Origin of the sequence: Butyrivibrio sp. X503 (genome assembly GCF_003625475.1) — a bacterium.
In the GTDB taxonomy this organism is placed as follows: Bacteria; Bacillota; Clostridia; order Lachnospirales; family Lachnospiraceae; genus Butyrivibrio.
Window position 1 is genome coordinate 35,840 of record NZ_RAIQ01000001.1, and the last position, 22,099, is coordinate 57,938.

Genomic DNA, 22,099 nt, shown 5'->3' on the forward strand with positions numbered 1-22,099 from the left:
CTTTGTTATGCCATGCTCCGCTATATCTTTTCTTCGTCAAAAGATCTCAAGCGCGCCGCCGGCAAGCTTCATCATAGCTTCGATAAAATAATAATCGCCATAGATGATCGACATGTTATGTCCGTCGCCGTGATAGTCGACTGCGCAGTTATTCAGAAGGTTATCCGTATCTTCGCTCCAGCTTATTCTCTTTTCATCAAGAGTTTTAAGCAGCTTAAAAGCAGCATCCAAATATTTGTCGGAAAGCTCATCGTCGCCTGTTGCCTGCGAAAGCTCGATAAGCCCCGAAGCCGTTATCGCTGCGGCAGTTGAATCCTCAAGCTTAATGTCATCCGGCTGTCTGTAATCTATCGGGATAAGACAAGAATCCGGTATCTGTGAAAGCACGTAATTAGCGATCTCTTTGGCCGTATCAAGGTACTTCTCATCTCCCGTATATTTATAGCTGAGCGTAAAGCCGTAGATTCCCCAGCTCTGACCCCTTGTCCAGGACGAGCCTTCGCCATAGCCCTGTCCACCCGGCTTTCCGACAATCTCACCCGTCTCCGGATCAAAGATGACTATATGATTCACTGAACCATCATCGCGAACAAATACTTTTCTTGCCGTATCCGCGTGCGCTCTTGCAATCATTTCAAATCTGGGATCGGTCGTCTCTTCGCTCGCCCAGTACAAAAGAGGCAGATTCATCATACAATCGATTATCGCAAAGCCCCTTCTGTCGACGTCGTCCCAGTTGTTCCAAGCTCTAATGAATTTGCCGACCATGTTAAATCTTCCCGCCATGTTGGTAGCGGCAAGCATTGCTCTGTTGTAGGATTCCTTGTTGTTAAAAAGCTTATATCTGCATACGGACGTAGGAAGCCACTTAAACCCGTTGTCATGATCGAGTCCCTCAATATTCATGAGATTCTCATCAAGCTTATCCTCAACTCCTATTGCCTCTTTCTTGTACATCTCATTTCCTGTAAGCTTGTACAGCTGCCACATTATGCCGCCCCAAAAGCCGTTGGTCCACCAGCATATGTCCTTACCCGATTTGTCGTCAAATCGCCCGTATTTATCTGTTGTATACGGGATCTTATCAAGATTTCTTTTGGTGACTTCTTCCATCTTGACTGATATTTTTTTAAGCGTAGTATCTATCCACTTTTTCTCGTCTTCTGTAAGTTTTCTCATGCCATTCCCTTCTCTTACCGCATAACCCCTATGCAAATTGTGGCGCAGATTCTTTTTATATAAATTCCGCGCCACAATAATCGTATCATTTTACAGTTTAAATTTTGATGGTTTTTCTTTTCAGAAAACAGGACTTTTTTGCTATTACTCTTTTTTACCTGATCAAAAGAGAAAGCTCATGTGCATCGTCTATCTCGATAACAACCCTGTATACGCTGTGCTTCCATGCCATTGAAAGGCGCGCATCGTTTATGGGGCACTCTTCGATATCGGTAACCACTCCGCCGCTTAGGTCTATGCATCCCAGTTCGCCCACAGAAATACGCATGCCATGCTCATCCGAAACAGGCTTTTCATACGTCATGATACTCACGAAAGCCTTAAGCTCACCGTCGTACTTATCGGTAACAGTGATATCTTCGCCCTTATTCAGCGTCACGATCCTGTGATAGCTTCCGATCCTCTCATCCCCGTAAGCAGATGCGATATCCATGGAAAGGCTGCAGACCTCTCCCGATCCTTCGCCGCTTGTTTTTCCGATAGGCGCATCTCCAAGTTCACACTTAACACTTCGAGCCACATATTCTGCGCCCGGCTTTTGCATGATTTCCGCGCCGCTTTCATCTGTAAATGTCGGAAGATTATGATACTTTGACTGCATCGTCCATATCTCGTATCGCCTTTCGGAAAAGGTCTTCTCAGTATAAGTCCCAACGCCAAGGTCGATAACAAAAGGCTTTCCGTCTTTGTATATAGTAAAAGAACCGACATCGTTATGATTATGGCTATCGGCATTATTCCCTGCTTTCGCGGCAAGAGTATATACATTGTCTCTTGCGACCATAAGCCCCGTACTTTCAAACCAAGAATCCTTTGGTCTTATATTGTCGCCGTTTCCTTTATACTCAGTCATCTCTTTGTAAGCAAATGCCTGCATCACATGGTAAAAGAGATTGATCTCATCCGGAATAAGTCTTGCATACATACTCTGCGACTTAAGATCTTCTGCGGCAAAGCCCGCTAGCACATCATCACCTGTCCTTTTTCCGAACAGGAACTCTCTTGCGCCTCTCCTTCCCGGATGCGCGCTGCAATCCGCAAAGTTAATATATGTATCTCCGGCCACATGCATCTTCACGATGTAGTTTGCCATATTCTTAATAAGCTTCTCGGAATATATTCCCGCAAACGCCTCGCCTGTAACTCCCGCCATAAGCTCAAGACAACCAAAAAGACACAGCGCTGCATGCGAATAGTACTGCGCACCTTCATTACAGCAGCCGTCCTCTCCGTATTCATCAAGAAAATAATCGCAGGAAGCTGCCGCTTTTTCCAAAAATTTTCTTCTTTTATCTTCATCAAAATAATTCGCGCTCCTTGTAAGAGCACAGATAAGCACATTCTGAGTACACCACGGCGTCCAGTTGCACATGGGCTCCTTGCCGTTTCCCATCCACCAAAAATGCTCATTTAAAAACGGCACGAATATCCTCTCTTCAAGCCTGTAATTTACATACTCGCTTATATTCGGACTTATCTTTTCAAAGACAGGTCTGAGCAGATATTCGCAGAATGCGACCTCCGCTCCGGACTCCGCGTCGAATAAATCTATAACGGGTCTCGCCACATTGGGCATTGCATCGTTTTGTCCGTCTCTTACATGACTGTTGTGCGGCGGAAGACACCATGAGCTCTCTTCCATAATAAGATAGAGTCCGTCAAGGATAGCATCAATAAAACGTCCTTTGTTTTGAACGCACTCCGCCATGACCAAACTGTTCAGTTTTCTTCTTCTGGAAAAATACTTATCTTCAAATCTCACACGATTTCCGGATCTGAAGAACTCTCGAAAGTCAGATACCAAAAGCTCGCTCCAAGGCTCCAAAAGAGCCTCTTCGCCTCTTTTTACGATTTCTCTTTTTAATTCTATGGGAAATGCTTCCCATTCATCACGCTTAGAAATATCGGGATATCCGGCATATACCGCGCAGCCGGATGTTTTAGACAGATAACCTTTGACTGTATTTACGGTCATAACCCACCTCAATTCTCGGTGCCGTACACCTCAATCTGAACAAGCGCAGGAAAAGGGCTCGGATCGTCGGCTTTAACGAGCTTACCAAGCTTCAGCCATCTGATGCCTTTTCTTGAGATATCAAACACATGCGGCTCTTGAACCTTCTTTTCCATGGAAACTGTCTCAGTGCTTCCGTCAGAAAACTCAAAGGTAGCCTTGGTCCACCAGTTGTCATGCGGGAAATCCGCCCTTGTATAAAGAACTATCTTGTCAAAAGACACTTCTCTTCCAAAATCAAGTGTGAACTCCGCGTCATCCTGCCTGTTTATTCCCCATGATTCATAAGGCCATTCGCCGTGTGAAAGTGTCGCAATGCATCCGTCTATAGCGTTTCTTGCGGCAAAAACAGCCTCGCCTCTTGTCTCTACGTTGGCGCTTGCATGAGGATAAACACCTGCAAATTCATGCTGGTCGAATGGATTGAGCGCCAGATTCTTATAGCTGTTTATCTCATAGTCTCTTGCTTTTCTGATGGTAACAAGATGTCTGTTTCCCATAAAAGCAAGCGGGTTATAACTTGTTTTTTTCTCATAAAAAGGAACAGGAAACAAAATCGTATCCTGCTCGATCAAACAAAATGCCTCATCAACTGCGGCATCTACTTTTACCACATAAAAATCACCGGGCTCTATCCCCGAAAACTCAATGATATCGCCCTTTCTGTACTCTCCGTCCCAGGCAAGGACAACAGCTTCTTCCCCTGCTGCTTCCGCCTTGGCAACATGATCCCAATCATTATATACCGATACCTTCATATCTTTTACCTCGTAGAAAGAAAGACGTTCTCTCTGACCGCGTTACTATCCTCGGGATAGATCTTAAGATACTCATCCATCATGGATGACGCCACCTGAAACTCGCCCATATATTCGTATGCCGTGATCTGATTGATCATAAGCGCCTGATTCATCGGCTTGTCCCCGATATTAAGACCTTCCTTAAAGGATTCTATCGCGCCTTCATAATCGCCCTGTCTTATCTGACACATACCAAGCTGGTTGTAGACCTTGGCACTGTCGGACTTCTCACTTAAATATGTCTTGTATACGCTCACCGCGTAGTTGTAATCACCCTGTTTTTCCGCTGTTGCGCCAAGAAGGAGTACCACAGGCTCTTTTTCCTGATCTCTCTCACTTCTTGCAGCCTCAAGAAAGTTCTGTGCCTCTGCGTTGTTACCCAGATAAAAAGACACCTGACCCTTCTCGTAGTTACTCATATACTCGCTTCCGCCGTCAAAAGCATTCTGCAGGATGGTCGTTCCCTCTTCCTCATATCCGTACTCGGCAAGAGCCTTGTAGATCCTGATTATCAAAGAATAGTCTCTGGGGCTTTGCTTCATTGCTTTTGCAAAATCGGAATACGCGCTGTCATGGTCGCCCGCGGCGAGTTCACAAACGCCTCTTAAATAATGCGCGTCTTTGTCTTTTTCACGAAGAGCCAAAATGGCATCATAGATTTCCTTGGATTTGTTGTACTCTCCAAGCTTCATATAAGCTTCCGCGAGGTAATAGTTGGTGTCGAAATCCATGTCGTCAACTATTCCCTCATCTGCAGCAAGAGAAGCAAGCAGCTGTTCAGCCGCCTGCTCGTATTCAAAACTATTAAGATATGCTATGCCCATACCTCTGCGTGCCAGGCATTCGTCCTCTCCGCTGTCAAGCGCAGCCTGAAAGCTCTCCAGTGCATCCGCATACTCGCAGTTCTCTATATGAGTAAAACCTGAGTTGACATTGCGTCCTGCCGTAATGGAGCCACAGCCTGTAAGCACTGTGGAAAGAGCCAGTACTCCCGCAACAAATCTATACTTCATTAGTGCCTCTTCTTATTTACCAAGATATGCAATGATCTCTACTTCACAAAGAACGTCCTTGGGAAGCTTCTTAACAGCAACACAGCTTCTTGCCGGCTTGCTTGTAAAATACTTTTCATATACGCCGTTGAATGCGGCAAAATCACCCATCTCAGCGAGGAAACATGTAGTCTTTACAACATGCTCAAAGTCTGTTCCCGCTGCCTTGAGTATCTCGCCGATATTCTGACATACTCTGTTTGTCTGATCCTCGATTGTTGTTGTATCTATCTCACCTGTAGCGGGATTGATCGGAATCTGTCCCGAAGCATAAAGAAAATCTCCCGCTTTGATTGCCTGTGAATAAGGTCCGATTGCTGCCGGTGCCTTGTCTGTACTTACATACTGCATGTATATATCCTCCTTAAAACAGCTCCCTATAAACGCGGAACATTCCCGCCGGGCAGCCTTTAATTATCCTGACCGAAAACAGCCGTCACATAGAAGCCTCTTGCATTCTCTTCAACCTTGGTCACAACGCCTTCCCTCTCAAGCATACGCTCACGAAAAGGAAAATTACCCGACATTGCAAGTGACGGATCTATCGTATAGTAATAGTTACTGGGAAGCACTCCCTCGGTAACCGTCACATGGTCGCCCTCTTTAAGCAGTCCCGGGCGCTCCATTTTAAAACTCATCTCTCTAGCCATTTTATCACTCCCGATCATTCTTTTACAATCGCATGTTGCAAAAGATATTGATGCCATCTCTCGTAAGCAGAGGCCTTAAGATGGACTCCGTCAAAAGAAATCTCTGTTATCAGATTTCCATCTTCGTCATCAACCGACTCATTCATATCTATATAAAAGATATCCTCATCATTGGCAAGCTGAGACAATGCTTCGTTTCTTTCATTGATGTTAGGGTTATTGAATAGCTTATCATTATCACTCTTATCGGCGGTAACGTGCATGATTCCCTGAATGTAAATGATCGCATCAGGCTGAAGCTCCCTGATCCTTGCTATAACTTCGGAGTACTTGGTAATAAAGGTATTGATATTACCGGTTCCCATCTCGTTAAGTCCGAGCATAATATAAACCTTGCCGAATTGATTCTCGGAGAGTGCTTCGTCAACGGTTATCTTGCCTTTTTTACCTTCCATTTTAAGGAACGGCTTATCAAGCACCGTATAGATGGTAAGCGATACCTTGGAATAGAACGTAGCTTTCGTATCAAGCGCCTCTACATACTCAGACAGGCCTACCGTTCTTGAATCTCCGATAAATACGGCGTCTTCGAAATAATCATCCGTAACCTCGCAGAATTCGTAGCCTTCCTCTTCTTCTGAGTTACCTGAAATATCATTTCCCGAAATATCCGAATTGCCTGAGACGTCATTGCCCGATATATCAGTTTCTTCAGGTTCTGTTTCCTGTACCGGTTGTGGTTCTTCAGTCTCCTTGGCCGTTACTGTTTCCTGCGTCGGCGTTTCAGTAGTTTCCTCACTCTGTCTTCCCGCAAGGAACTTCTCATCTATCGCTCTGATATCGGCAACGCCGTCCCATGGGAAAACTCCGTCCGCCATTCCTTTCATCATAACGCTAAAGAACGGCATCTTTGCAGAGTCATAGCCTTCTGCATAGTCGCCGTAAAGCTCGTCCTTAAGGGCGAACGTCAAACACGATAAAATTATTGAAACCACCGCTGTTGCAAAAAGCAGCGGGCAATACTTAAGTAGTTTCATTATTACTCTTTCCTCAAAATCTTAAATACATAAAAGGATTGCCTGCGGAATTGGACAAGCTGTAAACGCATATCCAGAAGATCACAAACAAAATAATCGTGACCACAGGCTTTTTCCTGTTTTTCTCAAATAATCCATATACTCCCGGAATCAGAAGGATAAGTCCCAGTAAAAGAAATCCTCCGTAAAGTCCGAGTTTTTTTATATAATCACTGCCGTTAACCGCGATACCCTCACCAAAGAACGGGAATAATCTGCAGAAATAATCTTCCATCATACCCATCTTGGGGATTGCAAATATGACCCAGGTAAGCGGGATAAGCACAAAGACATGAAGCTTACCGACAATGAATCCAAGCCACTTCGGAAGAAGCTTAAATACTATAAATTTCTCACTTACTATAATAACAAAAAGAATGAGTCCCCACAGAATAAAATTTAAAGTTATTCCATGCCAGAATCCTGTAATAAGCCATACAACAAGAAGGTTAAATATTATCCTCGGCGCCTTGACCTTGCTTCCTCCCATGGGAATATAGATATAATCCTTAAACCATGAGCCCAAAGTCGCATGCCACCTTCTGTAGAAATCCGAAACACTCTTTGCTCTGTACGGCTGATCGAAATTGACAACAAACGGAAATCCTATCATAACACCGATTCCCGCAGCCATGAGAGAATATCCCCAGAAATCATAATACAGCTGCATCGAATAAGTAACCGCACCTATCCACGCAAGCGGAGTCGAAAGGCTCTCGTAGCCGATCGTTCCTATATCGTTCCAGAGCATTGAAAGATGATCCGCTATCATGACCTTCATAAAAAGACCCAGCACAAAAAACTTAAGTCCGTCCTCAATATTGGAGAGGATCGTCTTAAGCTCCGGCTTATATGCATCTTTACCGATCAGATCATTGTCGTCATAATCGGAAAAACGCATAATGGGACCCGAAAGAATCTGCGGAAACATACAAAAGTACGCAGCAACATCCGCAAACGGAGGGTCCTCTGTGATTTTTTCCATATAGGTATCTGCCTGGAAGGAAATCATCTTAAATACAAAAAAGCTGATTCCGAGCGGCATAAGAGAGTTGTCTACCATCTGACCGAGTATCTTGAACTCCACAAGCATGAGAGCGTCGATAACCACAATAAAGGCCAGAAGAAGCTTCTTCTTGGTCGCGCCCCTTATCGCACGCGAGAACAGATAATTGACAACAACTGCTCCCAGAAGTACCGGAAGCATCCTTATATCTCCCACTCCATAAAAAACCAAACTGCCTACAAGAAGCGTCCACGTTTTAAACTTGGTGGGAGTAAGATAAAATGCTATTACAAATACAGGTAAGAACCTGAATATAAAAGTTAGATCCGAAAAGTTTATCATTTCCCCATTTTTTCCTATTATTAGTTGCCGGAATTATTGATCTCAGCCAGCTTGGTCTGCGCCGCAGCAGCGGTCTTGGTATTCGGGAAATCCGTCACGATAGCGTCGTATTTCTCCTTGGCTTTATCAATATCACCATTTTCCGCGTATGAGTTAGCCAGATAATAAAGCGTATTCACATTGGTATTGTCATACTGATACGCCTTGGACAGATTGGCAATGGCTTCATCATACTTTTTTGCCTTATAAGCGTCATATCCGGTGTTGTAATAAGATGTCGCTAGTGAAGGTCCCACCTTAGACATCAAAGTTTCGTATAGTTCCAAAAATTCAGGAGACACAGAGTCCCTGATAACATCAAGGTCGACGTTTTCAAGCGCCGCAGCGATGCCTTCTATATCGGATGAATCCTTCTCGTAACAATCCATAGCCTTCATAAGTGAGTTCATGGATGCCGATGTAGAATCAACTCCTTCATAGCTGTCTACCTGAGCCTGCAGATCTTTTATCTGCTTGTCCATAGATGCCATCTTCTGCTCATATTCACTGAGCTTGGCGGATTTTGCATCGGATTCCTCGCTGATATTCGCGATCTTTTCCTTATTGCCCGCGGTAATACTCTCAATTCTCTGAGGCAGTATAAGAAAACATGATGCCGCAACTCCGAGCGCGATACCAAGCACGATTCCCCAGATGGAGCCTGTTCTTGTAAGAGCAGACTTCTTAAGCGGCTGAATGATCATCTCATTACCGCTGTTGTATCTGATAACCTCATCATTTCCGCTTGAAGCAATATCCGAAACAAGCTTGCCGCTCTCTCCGGGAAGAAGCATGCTGTCAGCTTCCTTGAGATAACGTCTTGCAAGAGTGTTGCCTGTATCAAGCTTGATGACCTTCTTGGCCTCAACCTTGGCTCTGTCCCAATTTCCGGCCTTCAAATACAAAAGTGCCAAAAGAAGGTGTGCCTTAATAAAGCCGGGATTGAGCGAAAGAACTTTCTTAAGCTGAATTACGGCAAGGTCAAGACTTTCCTGATGGCAGTAGTTAAGTGCAATATTAAATTTCTTTATTGTCTGATTAATATCCTCAAGCTTGGATGGGCTGTTTCTTACCATGTCCATGTACTCATCCGCAATGTTCTCATCAGGCTGAAGGTTCTTGCTGATGACCCACTCGGAGAGCGCCGCAACGACTTCACCGGTCTCATAATATATGAGTCCCAGGAGATTGCGTGCATTTATATTGTTCTTATCGAGCTTAAGGCTCTGATGAAGTGACTCCATGGCTCCAGTCAGATCTCTGACCGAGGCCTTTTCCAGTCCTTCATTGTAAAAGACATTGGATAAGCTCACAAGCTTCTTATATATGCTGGTAGCCATTATCTGCTCCTCTTACTGTTGTCTGCTTCCGATTTAGCATCCTTAAGAAGCTTTACGATAACATCCGACATATCGTCAAGGTCTCTGTTGTAGATGATATCTTCCGCATCTTCAATCTCGAGACTAGGTTTAAACTTTCTAAGTTCCTCTTCAAAATTAAGCATTGGATTTCCCCTTTTATAACATCGCTTTGATCTGTCCTGCAAGATAAAGAGATCCGGCTGCAAATACAGTGTCTCCGGACTTCCTTACGGTAATGATGTCCGTGATCGCATCTCGAACATTGCTGTAATACTTGATGGGAAGTCCTATTATACCGTGCTCTTCCTTGCATTCTTCAAAAGCACTCTTAAGATCGGATACAGAAACCGATCTGTTCGTCTCAAGAACAGCCACAAAGATTGAATCAAACTCGCCGCAAACGAGCAGCTTGTCTATAATCTCCTTGTACTGCTTATCTCCTACTATTCCAAACAAAAGGATCTTACGACCCTGCGAAGGAATATTGGATGCACTGTCGATAAAAGCTTCTATTCCATCCACATTGTGGGCTCCGTCAACGTAAATTCCGGGAAGAATCTCTTCCATACGCGCTTCCCACTTGGTACTGATCAGTCCCTCTCTGATATCAAGTTCAGAAATGTTCGCTCCTTCGTTTCTAAGGATCTCAGCCGCGGTTACTGCAAGAGCGGCATTTTCAGCCTGATATCTGGCTTCAGTGTTAAGCTTTAGATCAACATATTTATCATATAAGGAAACATACGAAAAAGCAATGTATTTGTTCCCTTCATCTTCCGAAACAGTGGTTACGTCCTTAATATTCTTTTTCTCTACGACAATAGCTCTTGAATCAAGCTCCAAAGCCTTTTGTTTAATGACTTCGGTACTCTCTTTTTGCTTGTCAAAAAATACTACGGGTACCCAAGGCTTTATTATACCTGCCTTTTCTCCGGCGATCTCGGGAATTGTCTCTCCCAGATACTGCATGTGATCGTATCCGATCTCTGTTATCACTGTCAAAAGAGGGTTCGAAACCGAATTGGTAGCATCAAGCCTTCCTCCGAGCCCCGTCTCGAGAATAAGGTAGTCAACCGGGTATACATCGTAAAGAATCATCGCTACAAAGAATAAAAACTCAAAATATGTAGGAAAGTAATCCTTATGATTATACTCAACCACGCGTTTTAAGGTCTCGACAAAAACCTCGGTAAACACTCCGTCGGATACCATCTTGCCGTCAATGCAAAATCTCTCGTTGACCTTCACAAGATGCGGCGATGTGAACATGCCGACAGAATATCCGGCCTTCATAAGTATAGACGAAAGATAGCTGCAAACCGAACCTTTTCCGTTGGTTCCCGCTACATGAATTATCTTCATATTCTGATCGGGATTTCCCAAAAACTCAAGAAAAGCCACAGTATCTTCCATTGTATGTTTATCCGTAAAACTCGGAATCGAATTAAGATATGCCTCGCATTCCGCTACGGAAATCTTTTCACCTTTATCGGAGCGGCTGATAAAGCTTGCCGCTCCTTTTATTAGTTCTTTGTTCATAATTATTGTTTCTGAAGCTTTACTTCTGAAGCTGTTTAAGTCTCTCTGCTATCTGGTCGTAGGTCTGCTGATATTTCTGCTGCTTTTCTTTTTCCTCTGCGATCTTCTCAGCGGGAGCCTTTGAAAGGAACTTCTCATTGCTGAGCATGTTCTGTGATCTCTTGAGCTCGCCCTCAAGCTTCTTCTGCTCCTTGGTAAGTCTCTCTATCTCCGCAGAGATATCAACAAGATCAGAGAAAGGAATGTAAACGGTTGCCTCAGCAAGGACTACCGAAACGGCGTCATCTGCGATACCGTCCTTGTTCTTCTGGCATACTGACTCTGAAGCATAAGCAAGTGATTCGAAGAAAAGCTTACCTGTTGTGAAGATATCAAGTACCTCATCGTTGTCGCTCACAACAAATACTTTGGCCTTTCTGGAAGGAGCAACGTTCATCTGAGTACGAACGTTACGGATTCCTCTTACGGCTTCCTTGATAGTCTCTATAGCCTTCTCATCGGCTGCAAAGTTCCACTCATCCTTGTAAACAGGCCACTCGGAAACCATGATGGATTCCTCTTCATCCTGAAGTGTGCAGAAGATCTCCTCAGTGATGAAAGGCATGTAAGGGTGAAGGAGCTTAAGTGCGTTAATAAGTACTGTCTGGAGTGTCCAGAGTGCTGCCTTGTGTGAATCGGCATCATCTGAATTGTAGAGACGAGGCTTAACCATCTCGATGTACCAGTCGCAGAACTCATCCCAGATGAAGTCGTAAACCTTCTGAACAGCGATACCAAGCTCAAAGTGGTCCATATTGTCCGTAACCTCTTTGATTGTGTTGTTGAGCTTGGAAAGGATCCATTTATCAACAGGCTCAAGACCTGCGGGCGCAGGCTGGTGAATGGCGCTCTTCTCGTCGTCTCCCATGTTCATCATAATGAATCTTGAAGCGTTCCATACCTTATTGGCAAAGTTACGGCTGTTCTCAACTCTCTCGTTATAGAAACGCATGTCGTTACCCGGTGCGTTACCTGTAATAAGTGTGAGTCTCAGAGCATCAGCACCGTAGTTCTCAATAATATCGAGAGGATCGATACCGTTACCCAGAGACTTACTCATCTTTCTACCCTGCGAGTCTCTTACAAGACCGTGGAAAAGAACTGTCTTGAAGGGGTAAGTACCCATCTGCTCATAGCTTGAGAATATCATTCTGATAACCCAGAAAAAGATAATGTCATAACCGGTTACAAGTACGTCTGTAGGGAAGAAGTACTTAAGATCCTCAGTCTGTTTAGGCCATCCGAGAGTCTCAAAAGGCCAAAGAGCTGAAGAAAACCATGTATCAAGTGTGTCGGGATCCTGTGTAAAGTGGTTCTTGCCGCACTTAGGGCAAACAGTAGGAGCCTCTTTTGATACAACTACTTCTCCGCAGTCGTCGCAGTAGTAAGCGGGGATTCTGTGGCCCCACCAGAGCTGTCTGGAAATACACCAGTCGCGGATATTGTCAGTCCAGTTGAAATATGTCTTCTCCATTCTCGGAGGAATAAGCTTGATCTCACCCTCTTTTACTGCCTTAACAGCGGGCTTGATGAGCTCGTCCATCTTAACGAACCACTGTGCCTTTACCATAGGTTCTACGGTTGTGTGGCAACGGTCGTGTGTTCCAACGTTGTGAGAGTAATCTTCTATCTTTACAAGAAGTCCCATCTCATCAAGCTCTTTTACGATAGCTTCTCTTGCGGCATATCTGTCCATGCCCTCAAACTTGCCGCCGTTGGCGTTGATGGTAGCATCGTCATTGAGGATATTGATAACCTCAAGATTGTGACGTCTTCCTACCTCAAAGTCGTTAGGGTCATGAGCGGGTGTGATCTTAACTACACCGGTACCGAATTCCATATCAACATAAGAGTCTTCTACGATAGGAAGCTCTCTGTTTACTATAGGAAGAAGTACCTTCTTGCCCTTGAAGCTCTTATATCTGTCATCATCGGGGTTAACCGCAACAGCTGTATCACCGAGCATAGTCTCGGGACGTGTTGTAGCAAACTCAATGAACTCAGTCTTGGAAACTGTTCCGTCTACATCTATAACAGGATATTTGATATGCCAAAGATGACCTGCCTGCTCCTCGTACTCAACCTCAGCATCTGAGATGGAAGTCTTGCAAATAGGACACCAGTTTACGATACGGCTTCCTTTATATATGTAGCCCTTGTTGTACATCTTAACGAAAACGTCGGTAACGGCGTCGTTACAGCCCTCATCCATTGTGAAACGCTCTCTGTCCCAGTCACATGAAGAACCGAGCTTCTTGAGCTGGGAAATGATTGTTCCGCCGTATTCTTTTTTCCACTGCCAAGCTCTCTCAAGGAACTTCTCTCTGCCAAGATCTCTCTTATCGATTCCCTCAGCCTTGAGAGTGTCGATGATCCTAACCTCAGTCGCAATGCTGGCATGGTCTGTTCCCGGCTGCCAAAGCGCATTGTAGCCCTGCATTCTCTTGTAACGAATGAGGATATCCTGCATTGTGTTATCAAGAGCATGTCCCATGTGGAGCTTACCTGTGATGTTTGGGGGCGGGATCACGATGGTAAAAGGTTTTTTGGTCTTATCCACCTCTGCATGGAAATATTTCTTTTCCTCCCACTTGGAGTAAAGGCGACCCTCGATACCCTTGGGATCATAGGTCTTGGCGAGTTCTTTCTTCATAACAATTCTCCTTCTTCAAAACTATTGGGATATGTACTAAACTCGAAAAAACCTCGTTAAGTACATCCCCATGGCTCGCACTAAGCTCGATAATACCTCGCTAAGTGCTCTGCACAAAAAAATCCCTAACAGAATAATTCTGTTAAGGACGTTAATAACGTGGTACCACCTTAATTCACAGAGCATATGCTCTGCCTCATTATGCATCATTCAATGCCATGTCCGATAACGCAGACAACGCGGGGACACTTAATGGAATTCTTTCATTCCTTTCTGGGTGTCCGGTTCAAAAGCTACCTTCCATACCTCACCGGCCTGCATCCTCTCAGCGCGGCAAGCCGCAGATGCATTCTCTTTAGACCGTGAAAAATATGTACTCCTCTTTCTCACAACCTTTAAAACTATAATCGTTTATCAGAATAACAAGAAACACGTTATCTTGTCAAATTTGTTTTATTTTACCAATGTGGTCAAGGAGCATCGGAATATCCCAAACAGCGCGCTCGCATAGCGCCTTATATTCATCTTCACCGAAATAATCCTTCTCATTATAAGGAGCGCCTTTATCATATCCTTCCAAATACATTTCTTTTATCGGTTCGATTGAAAGAATGTAATTTCCTTTACGTGAAAATGGATTCATAAACACACACCACTTTTCATTTCCCGAAAAAGCATCTATGCTTTTCTGCAAGCTTTCCATATTTCCGTCTTCAGATTTCAATCTAAAAACCAACATCGGAATACCATTGTATATGTCATCTACATAAAACATAGTAAATCGCATCCATTCAACAGGTAACATATCAGATAGTAGTTTTCCTATTGCTGTCTCGTATTGTTTATCCAACCAGTCCATCATTTCCTATCAATTGTTTTAATCAACTCATATGTATCAAGATTATTTTTCTCTTTCGTAGCTACATATAAAAACGGAACTTCTTTCACAGATGTGCTAAAGATTTCGCCTTCATAATCATCAACATAGTCCTTTATCATCGAAATAACATCTGATTCGACAGTAGGATTATAGTAATCATCTTTTATTGTTGCTGCCACATAAGCTTCATTACGAATAAAAAACACATCATAATCAAAAGCGGCTATTTTATAATCTTTTGGAAGTGAGAGACATGAAAGGCTATCGAGCACCTCGCCATTTTTTATTGATTCAATCATCTGTCTTTCTTTTCTGGAAACAGTAACAATTTTTGAGGATGAGTTCTTAATACCGGTTATACCCAGATGCGTAATTGGGTGTCCCATTTTAGCGCTCAATTCTTTTATTCTCTCATACCACTCTATCCAATCATCAGTTCTCTTTGGCGTCCCCCATAGAACTATAGTTATATTCTTTAGGCTCATACTAATTACCTGTTTTCACTTTTCAACCCTACTTTTGCTTTATTCACTTAATTTCTCATGAATAAAAGCATAGATGGATTCTCTTTCTATATCATTCTTGTTAAACTTAGAATGATGAGCCATCAAATAGTTTTTGATATCATTCATAATTTGATCTGATCCATACACTTTGATAAATGTATTATTAAATTCATCTACAGTATCTTCACCTACAGTTTCAATAGTTTCAGGAAAGTACTCTGCATTTTCATATGTATATGCTTCATAAGATATACATGCCAATGCATCTGCTATGCACATGAGTACACATTCTTTATAATTGTCTTTTTCCATCTGTAAGTGTGATAATATATCGTTTTCATCTATGTTTTCTAAGAAGGAATATAGATCATCCGCAGATACATTCTTTTTTAATATCCATTCCCATGACTTCTCTATAGCATTCTTTGCTATATCGTATGCATCTGGATCTTTTATTTTATCAACGATTAGCTCAATTAAACTAAGAAAATATAATACTTTGCCGTTTTCACTAATATCATTCATCCATTCCATTTTCTATCATGCTACCAGCTTACTAAATATAATCCTCAAATTTGTACGATATCCGTAGCGATGTATCCTCATGTAGCACCTTAATTATCTTTGAAAAATACCATTCAATATCTGTTAGTGACTCATTTCTTTCATCTATAGTTTTCCTGTTGATATTGATAGAAATCATTACTTCTTCAATATTTCTAGCTAGTACTGATATTCCATAATCAGTCCCACCATAAAACAGATTCACTCCGCATAGTTCATTATTGTTCTGTTTAGATGAGATTATTTTTTTAAGCTCATCTTCTGTAATACCATCCTCGCGCCAACAAAAATCTTCATCATCGCCAAGTGGTAAATACTCTATTTTTTCATTACTATTAAATACCTTCCATCCAGCGTCACATAATGACTCTATCAAATAAACAATATCTTTTGATTCAGTAATGCACCTTAATTCTATCATTGCTTCTCTTGCCATATTAAATCACCTAATCTAGTATTTCAGTAAATACTATTCCTTTCTTTGTAAGCCATGTTTTTACAGAGTCTGGTATGGGAGTGTTAGAAAACAATTCATATGAAGCACCATTCTGTTCTGCTATTCTTAATCTATCACCCATATCTGATTTAAATTTTGTCATCTTACTAGGATTCTTTTCTAGCATATCCCAATACTGTCCGGATTTTGCTTCCCACCAACGGTTGCCTAGACCGCCATCAAATTCTCGTCCTCCTACACTAAAGGAACCATTTCCTCCAATTTCTTTAGTTAAGTATTCCTCAAAATCACAACCTACTAATCCTTTTGCTGAACCAGCTTTCCCTGCTGCTTTTGTCGCATCACTTGCTTCTTCTGCAGCATTGCCAACCTTCTTAACAACAACGGGATCTACCGCATATTTAGCTTTGAAGAGATCCACGACTTCATTAAGCTGCGCAAATGCCAAATTGTTCATCGCGTTCAGCAAGACATTGGATCCCAAAACAGCCCAATCGGAACCGGATAAGTTGCCATCTTCAACAAGTCCATTATACACGTCTGTGGTGTCTAACATCAGATCTTGCAAGTTTTCCGCAACCTGAGTGGCCGCAAACTCACTTACTTTCAATCCTGCTGCAACAGATGCAAAATATCCCTCTGTAAGAAAATACAATATCGCCTTAGCTGTGAAGTTGCCTGTTTCATACGCATCAGAATTCTGAAGCTTTGCATTTTTATTTGCAAGTTTTCGTACAGCATCTTCTTGTCCTATATAACTTTCAAAACTTTCTTTTATATCTTTTACACCTGATAATGTATTCGTCCCAAATGTATTATCTATCATTGTCGCGCCGATTTCACCAACGCCCCCGAAAATAATATCCGAAGCTGCATATCCTGCAAATGCAGCTGCATTACTAAACATATTGAAAAGTCCCTTACCAAACGATATGGTAGGAGAACATTTATTATACAATGCACAAGCTTTTTCATAGCGTTCCTTGTCTTCATCATCTTGAAAATCAGGTTTATTACCATTCATTTTTTCAAAACTATCAAATTCTTTAACCGCTATTTTCCTAGCTTCTGCTACCTCCTCAGGAGTTAACTTATAATCCGGAGATAGCCATTTATCAACTTTGGGATTATCAAGAATAGAAAGATTAGTTGTATTACCGTTCTCTCCATTTTCAGCATTGGCAACCATTGCCTTCGCACCAACCGCCGCACCGGTTGCAATAGCATTGAGTGAAGTGTCATCCACCTCCGGCGTTTTAGGATCAATTCCAAGAAGTTTATTCCCGGTTTGTATTAAAGCCTGCTGATAATCGTAAATATACGCCTTTATACCGGATTTGTTTAGAGCCTCACAGGCATCAGTATCAAATTCTTCAAACTTCTTGATAGTCTTATCAATATAGCCGTTAGGACCGGAAAAAGCACTATAGGCATCTCTTGCGTCCTGATAGCTTGGCTGAGTAAAATCAACGTCACACTCTTCCGAGAAGTTATCCTGAAGATATTCGGCTATATTTTCAATGTTTGCCCCATGTTCGGTGACAACTTTTCTATAACCTTGAAAATCCTTTTTTACGCTCTCGAGAATGTCAGTATCTATCCTTGCTTTCGGCGAGGAATCAACCATATCTTCGAATAAGTCTTTAGTGTCCTTAAACCTGGAAAGAACCTTGTTCTGTATTACAAGATTCTCTTTATGGAGCCTTCTCTGACTACGGTCGATACATCCTTTTGCCGTTTCAGCCATAACCCCCTTAAATGTACCGTTATTAGCGTATTTATTGTAGGCCAATTCAAGATCCAAGGCACTAAACTTGTACCCATTAAGAGCGCTACACAAATCGCCCATGAAACCTGACACCTCTTCGGCGTCATATCTCCTTCCCATTATATACTCTCTCCTTATTGCTCTTGGTCGTTCGCCTGTTGCAGTTTCTCTATCTCGTGCTTTAAATGTCTGATCCTTGCTTTACATTCCTTAATCTTTTCTTTAAGATTTGCGATAGCTGTCTCGATATCACCAAGGAGCTGATCCGTTTCATCTTGTCCGTTCTTAGTCTTTTCTTTTATATTATCCTGATGATCCTTGGCGTCTTCCTCGCGTTTTCCCCTCCACTTGGAAGCTCTCGTCATGTCATAATCTTTCTCGGGATCATATGCATCATTATTGATGGTATCTTTTTCGTCTTTTATTTCATCGCGTTTTTTCTCAAGCTCTTCAATAATTTTGTTATATTTATCTATCCTTTCCTCGAGCTCTTCTATTTCCTGCTCCATTTCACTTATGCTTTTCATATTTATTCCCCATTACTGTCCTGCTCAACCTTTATGCTTTTGCTCAGTGCCTTGTCAGTATTAACCACACTGTCTCTTAACTTAAAAAGAGCAGCGGGAAGCGAATATGAAGATTGCTTTTTATAAAGCTCTTCTGTTGCATAAACACTATCAAGAACTTCTTTCATAATCTTACCGACATCAGTGCCTCCCCATGTCTTGATACTTTCAAGAGGCTTTTCCGCCAATTGACATGAAGAAGCCTTGTTTTTTATCTCATTAACAATTCCGGTATATACAAAAGTGTCTATGTATAGTGAATGATCTGACATATCCCGTGCTCTTTCTTTACTCTATATTATTCTTCAAAATCAAGTGTTTCCAGTTTGTCTTTGTCTAATGCAAGTCCTCTTCCGTCATGTTCATCATCTCCGAAGGGGATGTGAAGGTAGTCAATCTCGGTGATGTCGTAGGCTTCGCGCCAGCCGATATCGCCGTCTGCGTTTCTTTCTATTTCATTTGTGATAATGAAGACGTCGTCACCAAAAACAACGGCTTCGTCTACGTAGTGAGCCTGTGAGCTGCTTGTAGGCTCGGAAATAAAGGATTTCATAAGTACGCTTGGGTGATCAGGCTTACTGTAATAAACAAGATCTCCTGTCTCGCTTTCGGAAAGTACAACCTCTCCGCCAAGATGATCAGCCATAGCCAGTTTGTCTTTTCCGTCAAAATAGATCTTGGGAGCATCAAAGCTGCTTGCTTCTGTCGATCTTCCTATCTTAACGAAAGAAAGACTGTCCTTAAGTCCCGTATTTACTTTGTAAATTTCATAGCCCGCGTAATAATGACCGCTTCCTTCATAGTATCCGAGCATAATATATGCATCGTCTCCCTTACTGATAAGCTGCTCGAATTCAGGATTTGGCTCATATACAAAGTCATTTGCCGCAAGATCAAGCTTACCGTAATCTGTGCAGCTTCCGGTTTCATCATAAGAAGATACAAAATACTTCTTGTCTTCATAGCAGTTCTTCATTACAAAAAGATTGTTTCCCACATATCCGAACACGGATGTATAGTATCCTTCTCCGTCCTCTATGGATGCAATCTCTTCACCGTCATAATAAATATGAACAACACCTACCTGACATCCGTCCTCTTCAATATGCTCGCTTGTCACGATTCCTTTTCCGTCATCGGAAACCGCAACGGGTGAACCTACGAGATACGGCCTTTTGTCGGGTCCTCCTATCGTACTGAGAACAGATCCTTCCTTGCTGGGTTCAGAAAAAACAAATCCGTCGGTCACAGCAAACATCTTGCCGTTTCCGAATGTTGTTCCGACGCATTCGCTCACGCCGTTATCCAGATCATAGCTCATGATCTTGGCCTGAACCGCCTCGTCTTTTTCTGTTATACTGCCGCCCAAGGTAGGTCTTTCGATACCTTCTGTATTAAAAACTCGATAATATACTTTATCGCCGACTCTTACAAAGTAGCTTCCGTTATTTTCTACTTCTCCTTCTTCAAAAGCCTTGGCAAATATGCCTTCTTTATCGGATTTAACGGCATCTTTAGAAGCACCTGATATATTAGCCCCGGCACTTCTTGTAGTGCTGCCTTTGGCTATCTTATCCTGCGCACTTATAACATATACTTCATCCTGCGCAGTAATATCAGGCTCTTTCCTGTCTCCGCACCCTGTTGCCATAAAGCAACAAAGCGCCGCCGTCCCTATTATTTTGGCGATTCTCTTTCTTCTCATTCTACTTACCTCTCCCTCTCCCTCATTTAAAGTTCGAATAATAAGTGTATCCGCTTGCCAAAACGCAAAAATCGGCGGCATAACCCTAAGGTTATACAGCCCAAGTTTTGCAATTCTGACTGTAATAAAGATCTACATCAGCCGCAGCGTCGTACAGACTGATGAGTGAGGATAGCTTGTTACGCTCCGAAAGCGCACTTGTCGCCCCTATAACTCCGCCTTCGGAAGTCGGAATCGTATCACTGTCGATAAGCCTGATCACTGTCTCCATACTGTCCTTGTACTTCTCCAGATAACCTGCATCGGCAGAATCAACAAGCTCCTTGGCAGCCTTGGTCTCTGCAACCAGTCTGCCCATCTTTTCTCTTAAGATTTCCTTATTATTCATATTTCCCCGTCTCTTTCCTTCTATATTTTTTAAACTAAAGAATCCATTTATAAGCATTTTTCTTGACGTGCAACATTAGTTGCTCTTCACATTTCCCCCAACCAATGTTACCGTTCGTATGATATGGCTCAGGTTCTTTGCGCATAAGAATCTGAGCCATATCATATTTATTCCCCTATATTCCACCTATAAAGATACTCTCTCCTTTTGTGAAGCCTTTCTTAATAATTGTATTTTATACCAAGTTTTGAATTATTGCAATACTTTTAACAAAAATTTCAAAACTTTTTGAAAAGAAGTTCTGCTCTCGCATTCGCTCGCCAGAACTAAGTAGTACACCACGACTCGAAAAAACCGAGTCTGGTGATTACTTAAAAACGGCCGGAACCCATTGAAAGGTTCCGGCCGTCGTGTGATGTTCGTAGTTAATATGAAACTATATTGTATAGGCTATGGTTATTTATTTTTTGGTTAATTGGTTGGTTATATCAGTTACTTAACTATCATTCCTGTCTTTCTGTCTGCGAATACAGCAACCATTACAAGGAATACGATACCCATTATAAGCTGTTGAGTCTTAGGCTCAATCTTCATCATTACAAGTCCTGCGGTAAGGATCTTGTATGTGAGTGCGCCGAGGATAATGTTATAGAACTTAACCTTAGCACCACCGTTAACGGGCATTCCGCCCAGAACCAGAGCTATCATTATCTGAGTCTCAAGCTGGTTTCCTGCGGTGGAGGTAACGGAACCAACTTTGATACTGTTGATAAATGCCGCAAGGCCAGTGATCATTCCGGCTGCCATGTAAACCAGCATCTTGGTTTTTTCTACTCTGACACCTGCAAATCTTGCAGCTGTCTCGCCGGCGCCGATTGCCTTGAGTCTGTTTCCGAGTCCTGTGTATTGGAATGCGAAAAATGCCGCAACCAAGATCAGGATTGTAAAGGTCAGATTAAATCCAAGTGTATTATATGAGGTGATATTGGAAACTCCGTATACGGGAGTCTTTGTCGTGGCGTAGGCTACAACACCACGGAAGAGGTACATGTTGCATATTGTAACAATGAAGGATGTAATCTTCCTCTTTACATTAAAGAATCCATTGATCAGTCCGATCAAGCCACCTGTGATGACACCACAAAGGATGGCAAGTATTATGTTGTAATTAGATAAATAGCATACCACTACGGAACATACACCAAGCATGGAGCCTTGGGAGAAGTCAAGGCCACCCATGGTCATAACCATAAATACGCCCACACACGCTATAAGAAGTACATAGGACTGCGACAGTAAAAGTTTAAGATTTCCTACTGTATAAAGACGTCCTTGTGTCAGTATTGCAAATAGAACGACGATAAACATAAAACCGGCAAAAGGCATTACATTTCTGACGATCGGCCGCTCCATGAAAGGAACACTTATTTTTTTCTCATTTTCCATAATCGGCCTCCC

General features: G+C 42.5%; 22 protein-coding genes and 1 other annotated feature. All 22 genes read right to left on the reverse strand.

The features are described 5' to 3' along the window. Positions 1–36: 36 nt before the first annotated feature. The 22 genes from D6853_RS00185 to D6853_RS00285 all read right to left on the reverse strand — a co-directional run bounded on the left by D6853_RS00185 (position 37) and on the right by D6853_RS00285 (position 22,087). Complete coding sequence (locus D6853_RS00185) at positions 37–1,179, reverse strand: glycoside hydrolase family 88 protein (RefSeq protein WP_120655809.1); 1,143 nt, start codon at positions 1,177–1,179, stop codon at positions 37–39. 154 nt (positions 1,180–1,333) lie between these two features. Beyond that, complete coding sequence (locus tag D6853_RS00190) at positions 1,334–3,214, reverse strand: heparinase II/III domain-containing protein (protein ID WP_120655810.1); 1,881 nt, start codon at positions 3,212–3,214, stop codon at positions 1,334–1,336. Between the two features lie 8 nt (positions 3,215–3,222). Next, positions 3,223–4,011, reverse strand: coding sequence for a DUF7402 domain-containing protein (locus tag D6853_RS00195; protein ID WP_120655811.1), 789 nt, complete (start codon positions 4,009–4,011; stop codon positions 3,223–3,225). 5 nt (positions 4,012–4,016) lie between these two features. Further along, positions 4,017–5,066 (reverse strand): tetratricopeptide repeat protein, encoded by a 1,050-nt coding sequence (locus tag D6853_RS00200; protein ID WP_120655812.1) that lies wholly within the window; start codon positions 5,064–5,066, stop codon positions 4,017–4,019. Positions 5,067–5,078: 12 nt separating this feature from the next. Continuing rightward, positions 5,079–5,456, reverse strand: coding sequence for a RidA family protein (locus tag D6853_RS00205; protein WP_120655813.1), 378 nt, complete (start codon positions 5,454–5,456; stop codon positions 5,079–5,081). Between the two features lie 59 nt (positions 5,457–5,515). Beyond that, positions 5,516–5,755 (reverse strand): hypothetical protein, encoded by a 240-nt coding sequence (locus D6853_RS00210; protein WP_177223825.1) that lies wholly within the window; start codon positions 5,753–5,755, stop codon positions 5,516–5,518. A 14-nt stretch (positions 5,756–5,769) separates the two neighbouring features. Then, on the reverse strand, positions 5,770–6,792 hold the full coding sequence (locus D6853_RS00215) for a GDSL-type esterase/lipase family protein (protein ID WP_120655814.1): 1,023 nt from the start codon (positions 6,790–6,792) through the stop codon (positions 5,770–5,772). Positions 6,793–6,805: 13 nt separating this feature from the next. After that, positions 6,806–8,179, reverse strand: a complete 1,374-nt coding sequence (locus tag D6853_RS00220; RefSeq protein ID WP_120655815.1) for an MBOAT family O-acyltransferase — start codon at positions 8,177–8,179, stop codon at positions 6,806–6,808. Between the two features lie 20 nt (positions 8,180–8,199). Continuing rightward, entirely contained in the window at positions 8,200–9,558 is a 1,359-nt protein-coding gene (locus D6853_RS00225) for a tetratricopeptide repeat protein (RefSeq protein WP_120655816.1), read from the reverse strand. Further along, positions 9,558–9,722, reverse strand: coding sequence for a hypothetical protein (locus D6853_RS15365; RefSeq protein WP_199712982.1), 165 nt, complete (start codon positions 9,720–9,722; stop codon positions 9,558–9,560). Before D6853_RS15365 ends, D6853_RS00225 begins: the two co-directional genes overlap by 1 nt. Before the next feature lie 13 nt (positions 9,723–9,735). Next, the gene (locus D6853_RS00230) at positions 9,736–11,115 is read right to left on the reverse strand and encodes a bifunctional folylpolyglutamate synthase/dihydrofolate synthase (protein ID WP_120655817.1); all 1,380 of its coding nucleotides are present in this window, start codon (positions 11,113–11,115) and stop codon (positions 9,736–9,738) included. Positions 11,116–11,134: 19 nt separating this feature from the next. Continuing rightward, positions 11,135–13,807: a valine--tRNA ligase gene (locus D6853_RS00235; RefSeq protein WP_120655818.1), complete on the reverse strand. Its 2,673-nt coding sequence runs from the start codon at positions 13,805–13,807 to the stop codon at positions 11,135–11,137. Positions 13,808–13,948: 141 nt separating this feature from the next. Continuing rightward, positions 13,949–14,206 (reverse strand) — a binding site (T-box leader). A gap of 43 nt (positions 14,207–14,249) precedes the next feature. Continuing rightward, entirely contained in the window at positions 14,250–14,657 is a 408-nt protein-coding gene (locus D6853_RS00240; protein ID WP_207667196.1) for a hypothetical protein, read from the reverse strand. A gap of 8 nt (positions 14,658–14,665) precedes the next feature. Next, the gene (locus D6853_RS00245) at positions 14,666–15,172 is read right to left on the reverse strand and encodes a hypothetical protein (RefSeq protein WP_120655820.1); all 507 of its coding nucleotides are present in this window, start codon (positions 15,170–15,172) and stop codon (positions 14,666–14,668) included. Positions 15,173–15,211: 39 nt separating this feature from the next. Then, complete coding sequence (locus D6853_RS00250; RefSeq protein WP_120655821.1) at positions 15,212–15,727, reverse strand: Imm6 family immunity protein; 516 nt, start codon at positions 15,725–15,727, stop codon at positions 15,212–15,214. A gap of 22 nt (positions 15,728–15,749) precedes the next feature. Further along, the gene (locus D6853_RS00255) at positions 15,750–16,193 is read right to left on the reverse strand and encodes a hypothetical protein (protein WP_120655822.1); all 444 of its coding nucleotides are present in this window, start codon (positions 16,191–16,193) and stop codon (positions 15,750–15,752) included. Positions 16,194–16,203: 10 nt separating this feature from the next. Then, positions 16,204–18,102: a hypothetical protein gene (locus D6853_RS00260; protein ID WP_120655823.1), complete on the reverse strand. Its 1,899-nt coding sequence runs from the start codon at positions 18,100–18,102 to the stop codon at positions 16,204–16,206. Positions 18,103–18,116: 14 nt separating this feature from the next. Further along, complete coding sequence (locus tag D6853_RS00265) at positions 18,117–18,509, reverse strand: YwqH-like family protein (protein WP_120655824.1); 393 nt, start codon at positions 18,507–18,509, stop codon at positions 18,117–18,119. Positions 18,510–18,511: 2 nt separating this feature from the next. After that, the gene (locus tag D6853_RS00270; RefSeq protein WP_120655825.1) at positions 18,512–18,820 is read right to left on the reverse strand and encodes a hypothetical protein; all 309 of its coding nucleotides are present in this window, start codon (positions 18,818–18,820) and stop codon (positions 18,512–18,514) included. 26 nt (positions 18,821–18,846) lie between these two features. After that, positions 18,847–20,253 carry a hypothetical protein gene (locus D6853_RS00275; protein WP_120655826.1) on the reverse strand — a complete coding sequence of 469 codons (1,407 nt, stop codon included), beginning with the start codon at positions 20,251–20,253 and terminating at the stop codon, positions 18,847–18,849. Between the two features lie 91 nt (positions 20,254–20,344). After that, on the reverse strand, positions 20,345–20,641 hold the full coding sequence (locus D6853_RS00280) for a hypothetical protein (protein WP_120655827.1): 297 nt from the start codon (positions 20,639–20,641) through the stop codon (positions 20,345–20,347). Between the two features lie 492 nt (positions 20,642–21,133). Continuing rightward, complete coding sequence (locus D6853_RS00285; RefSeq protein ID WP_120655828.1) at positions 21,134–22,087, reverse strand: ABC transporter permease; 954 nt, start codon at positions 22,085–22,087, stop codon at positions 21,134–21,136. Positions 22,088–22,099: the final 12 nt, after the last annotated feature.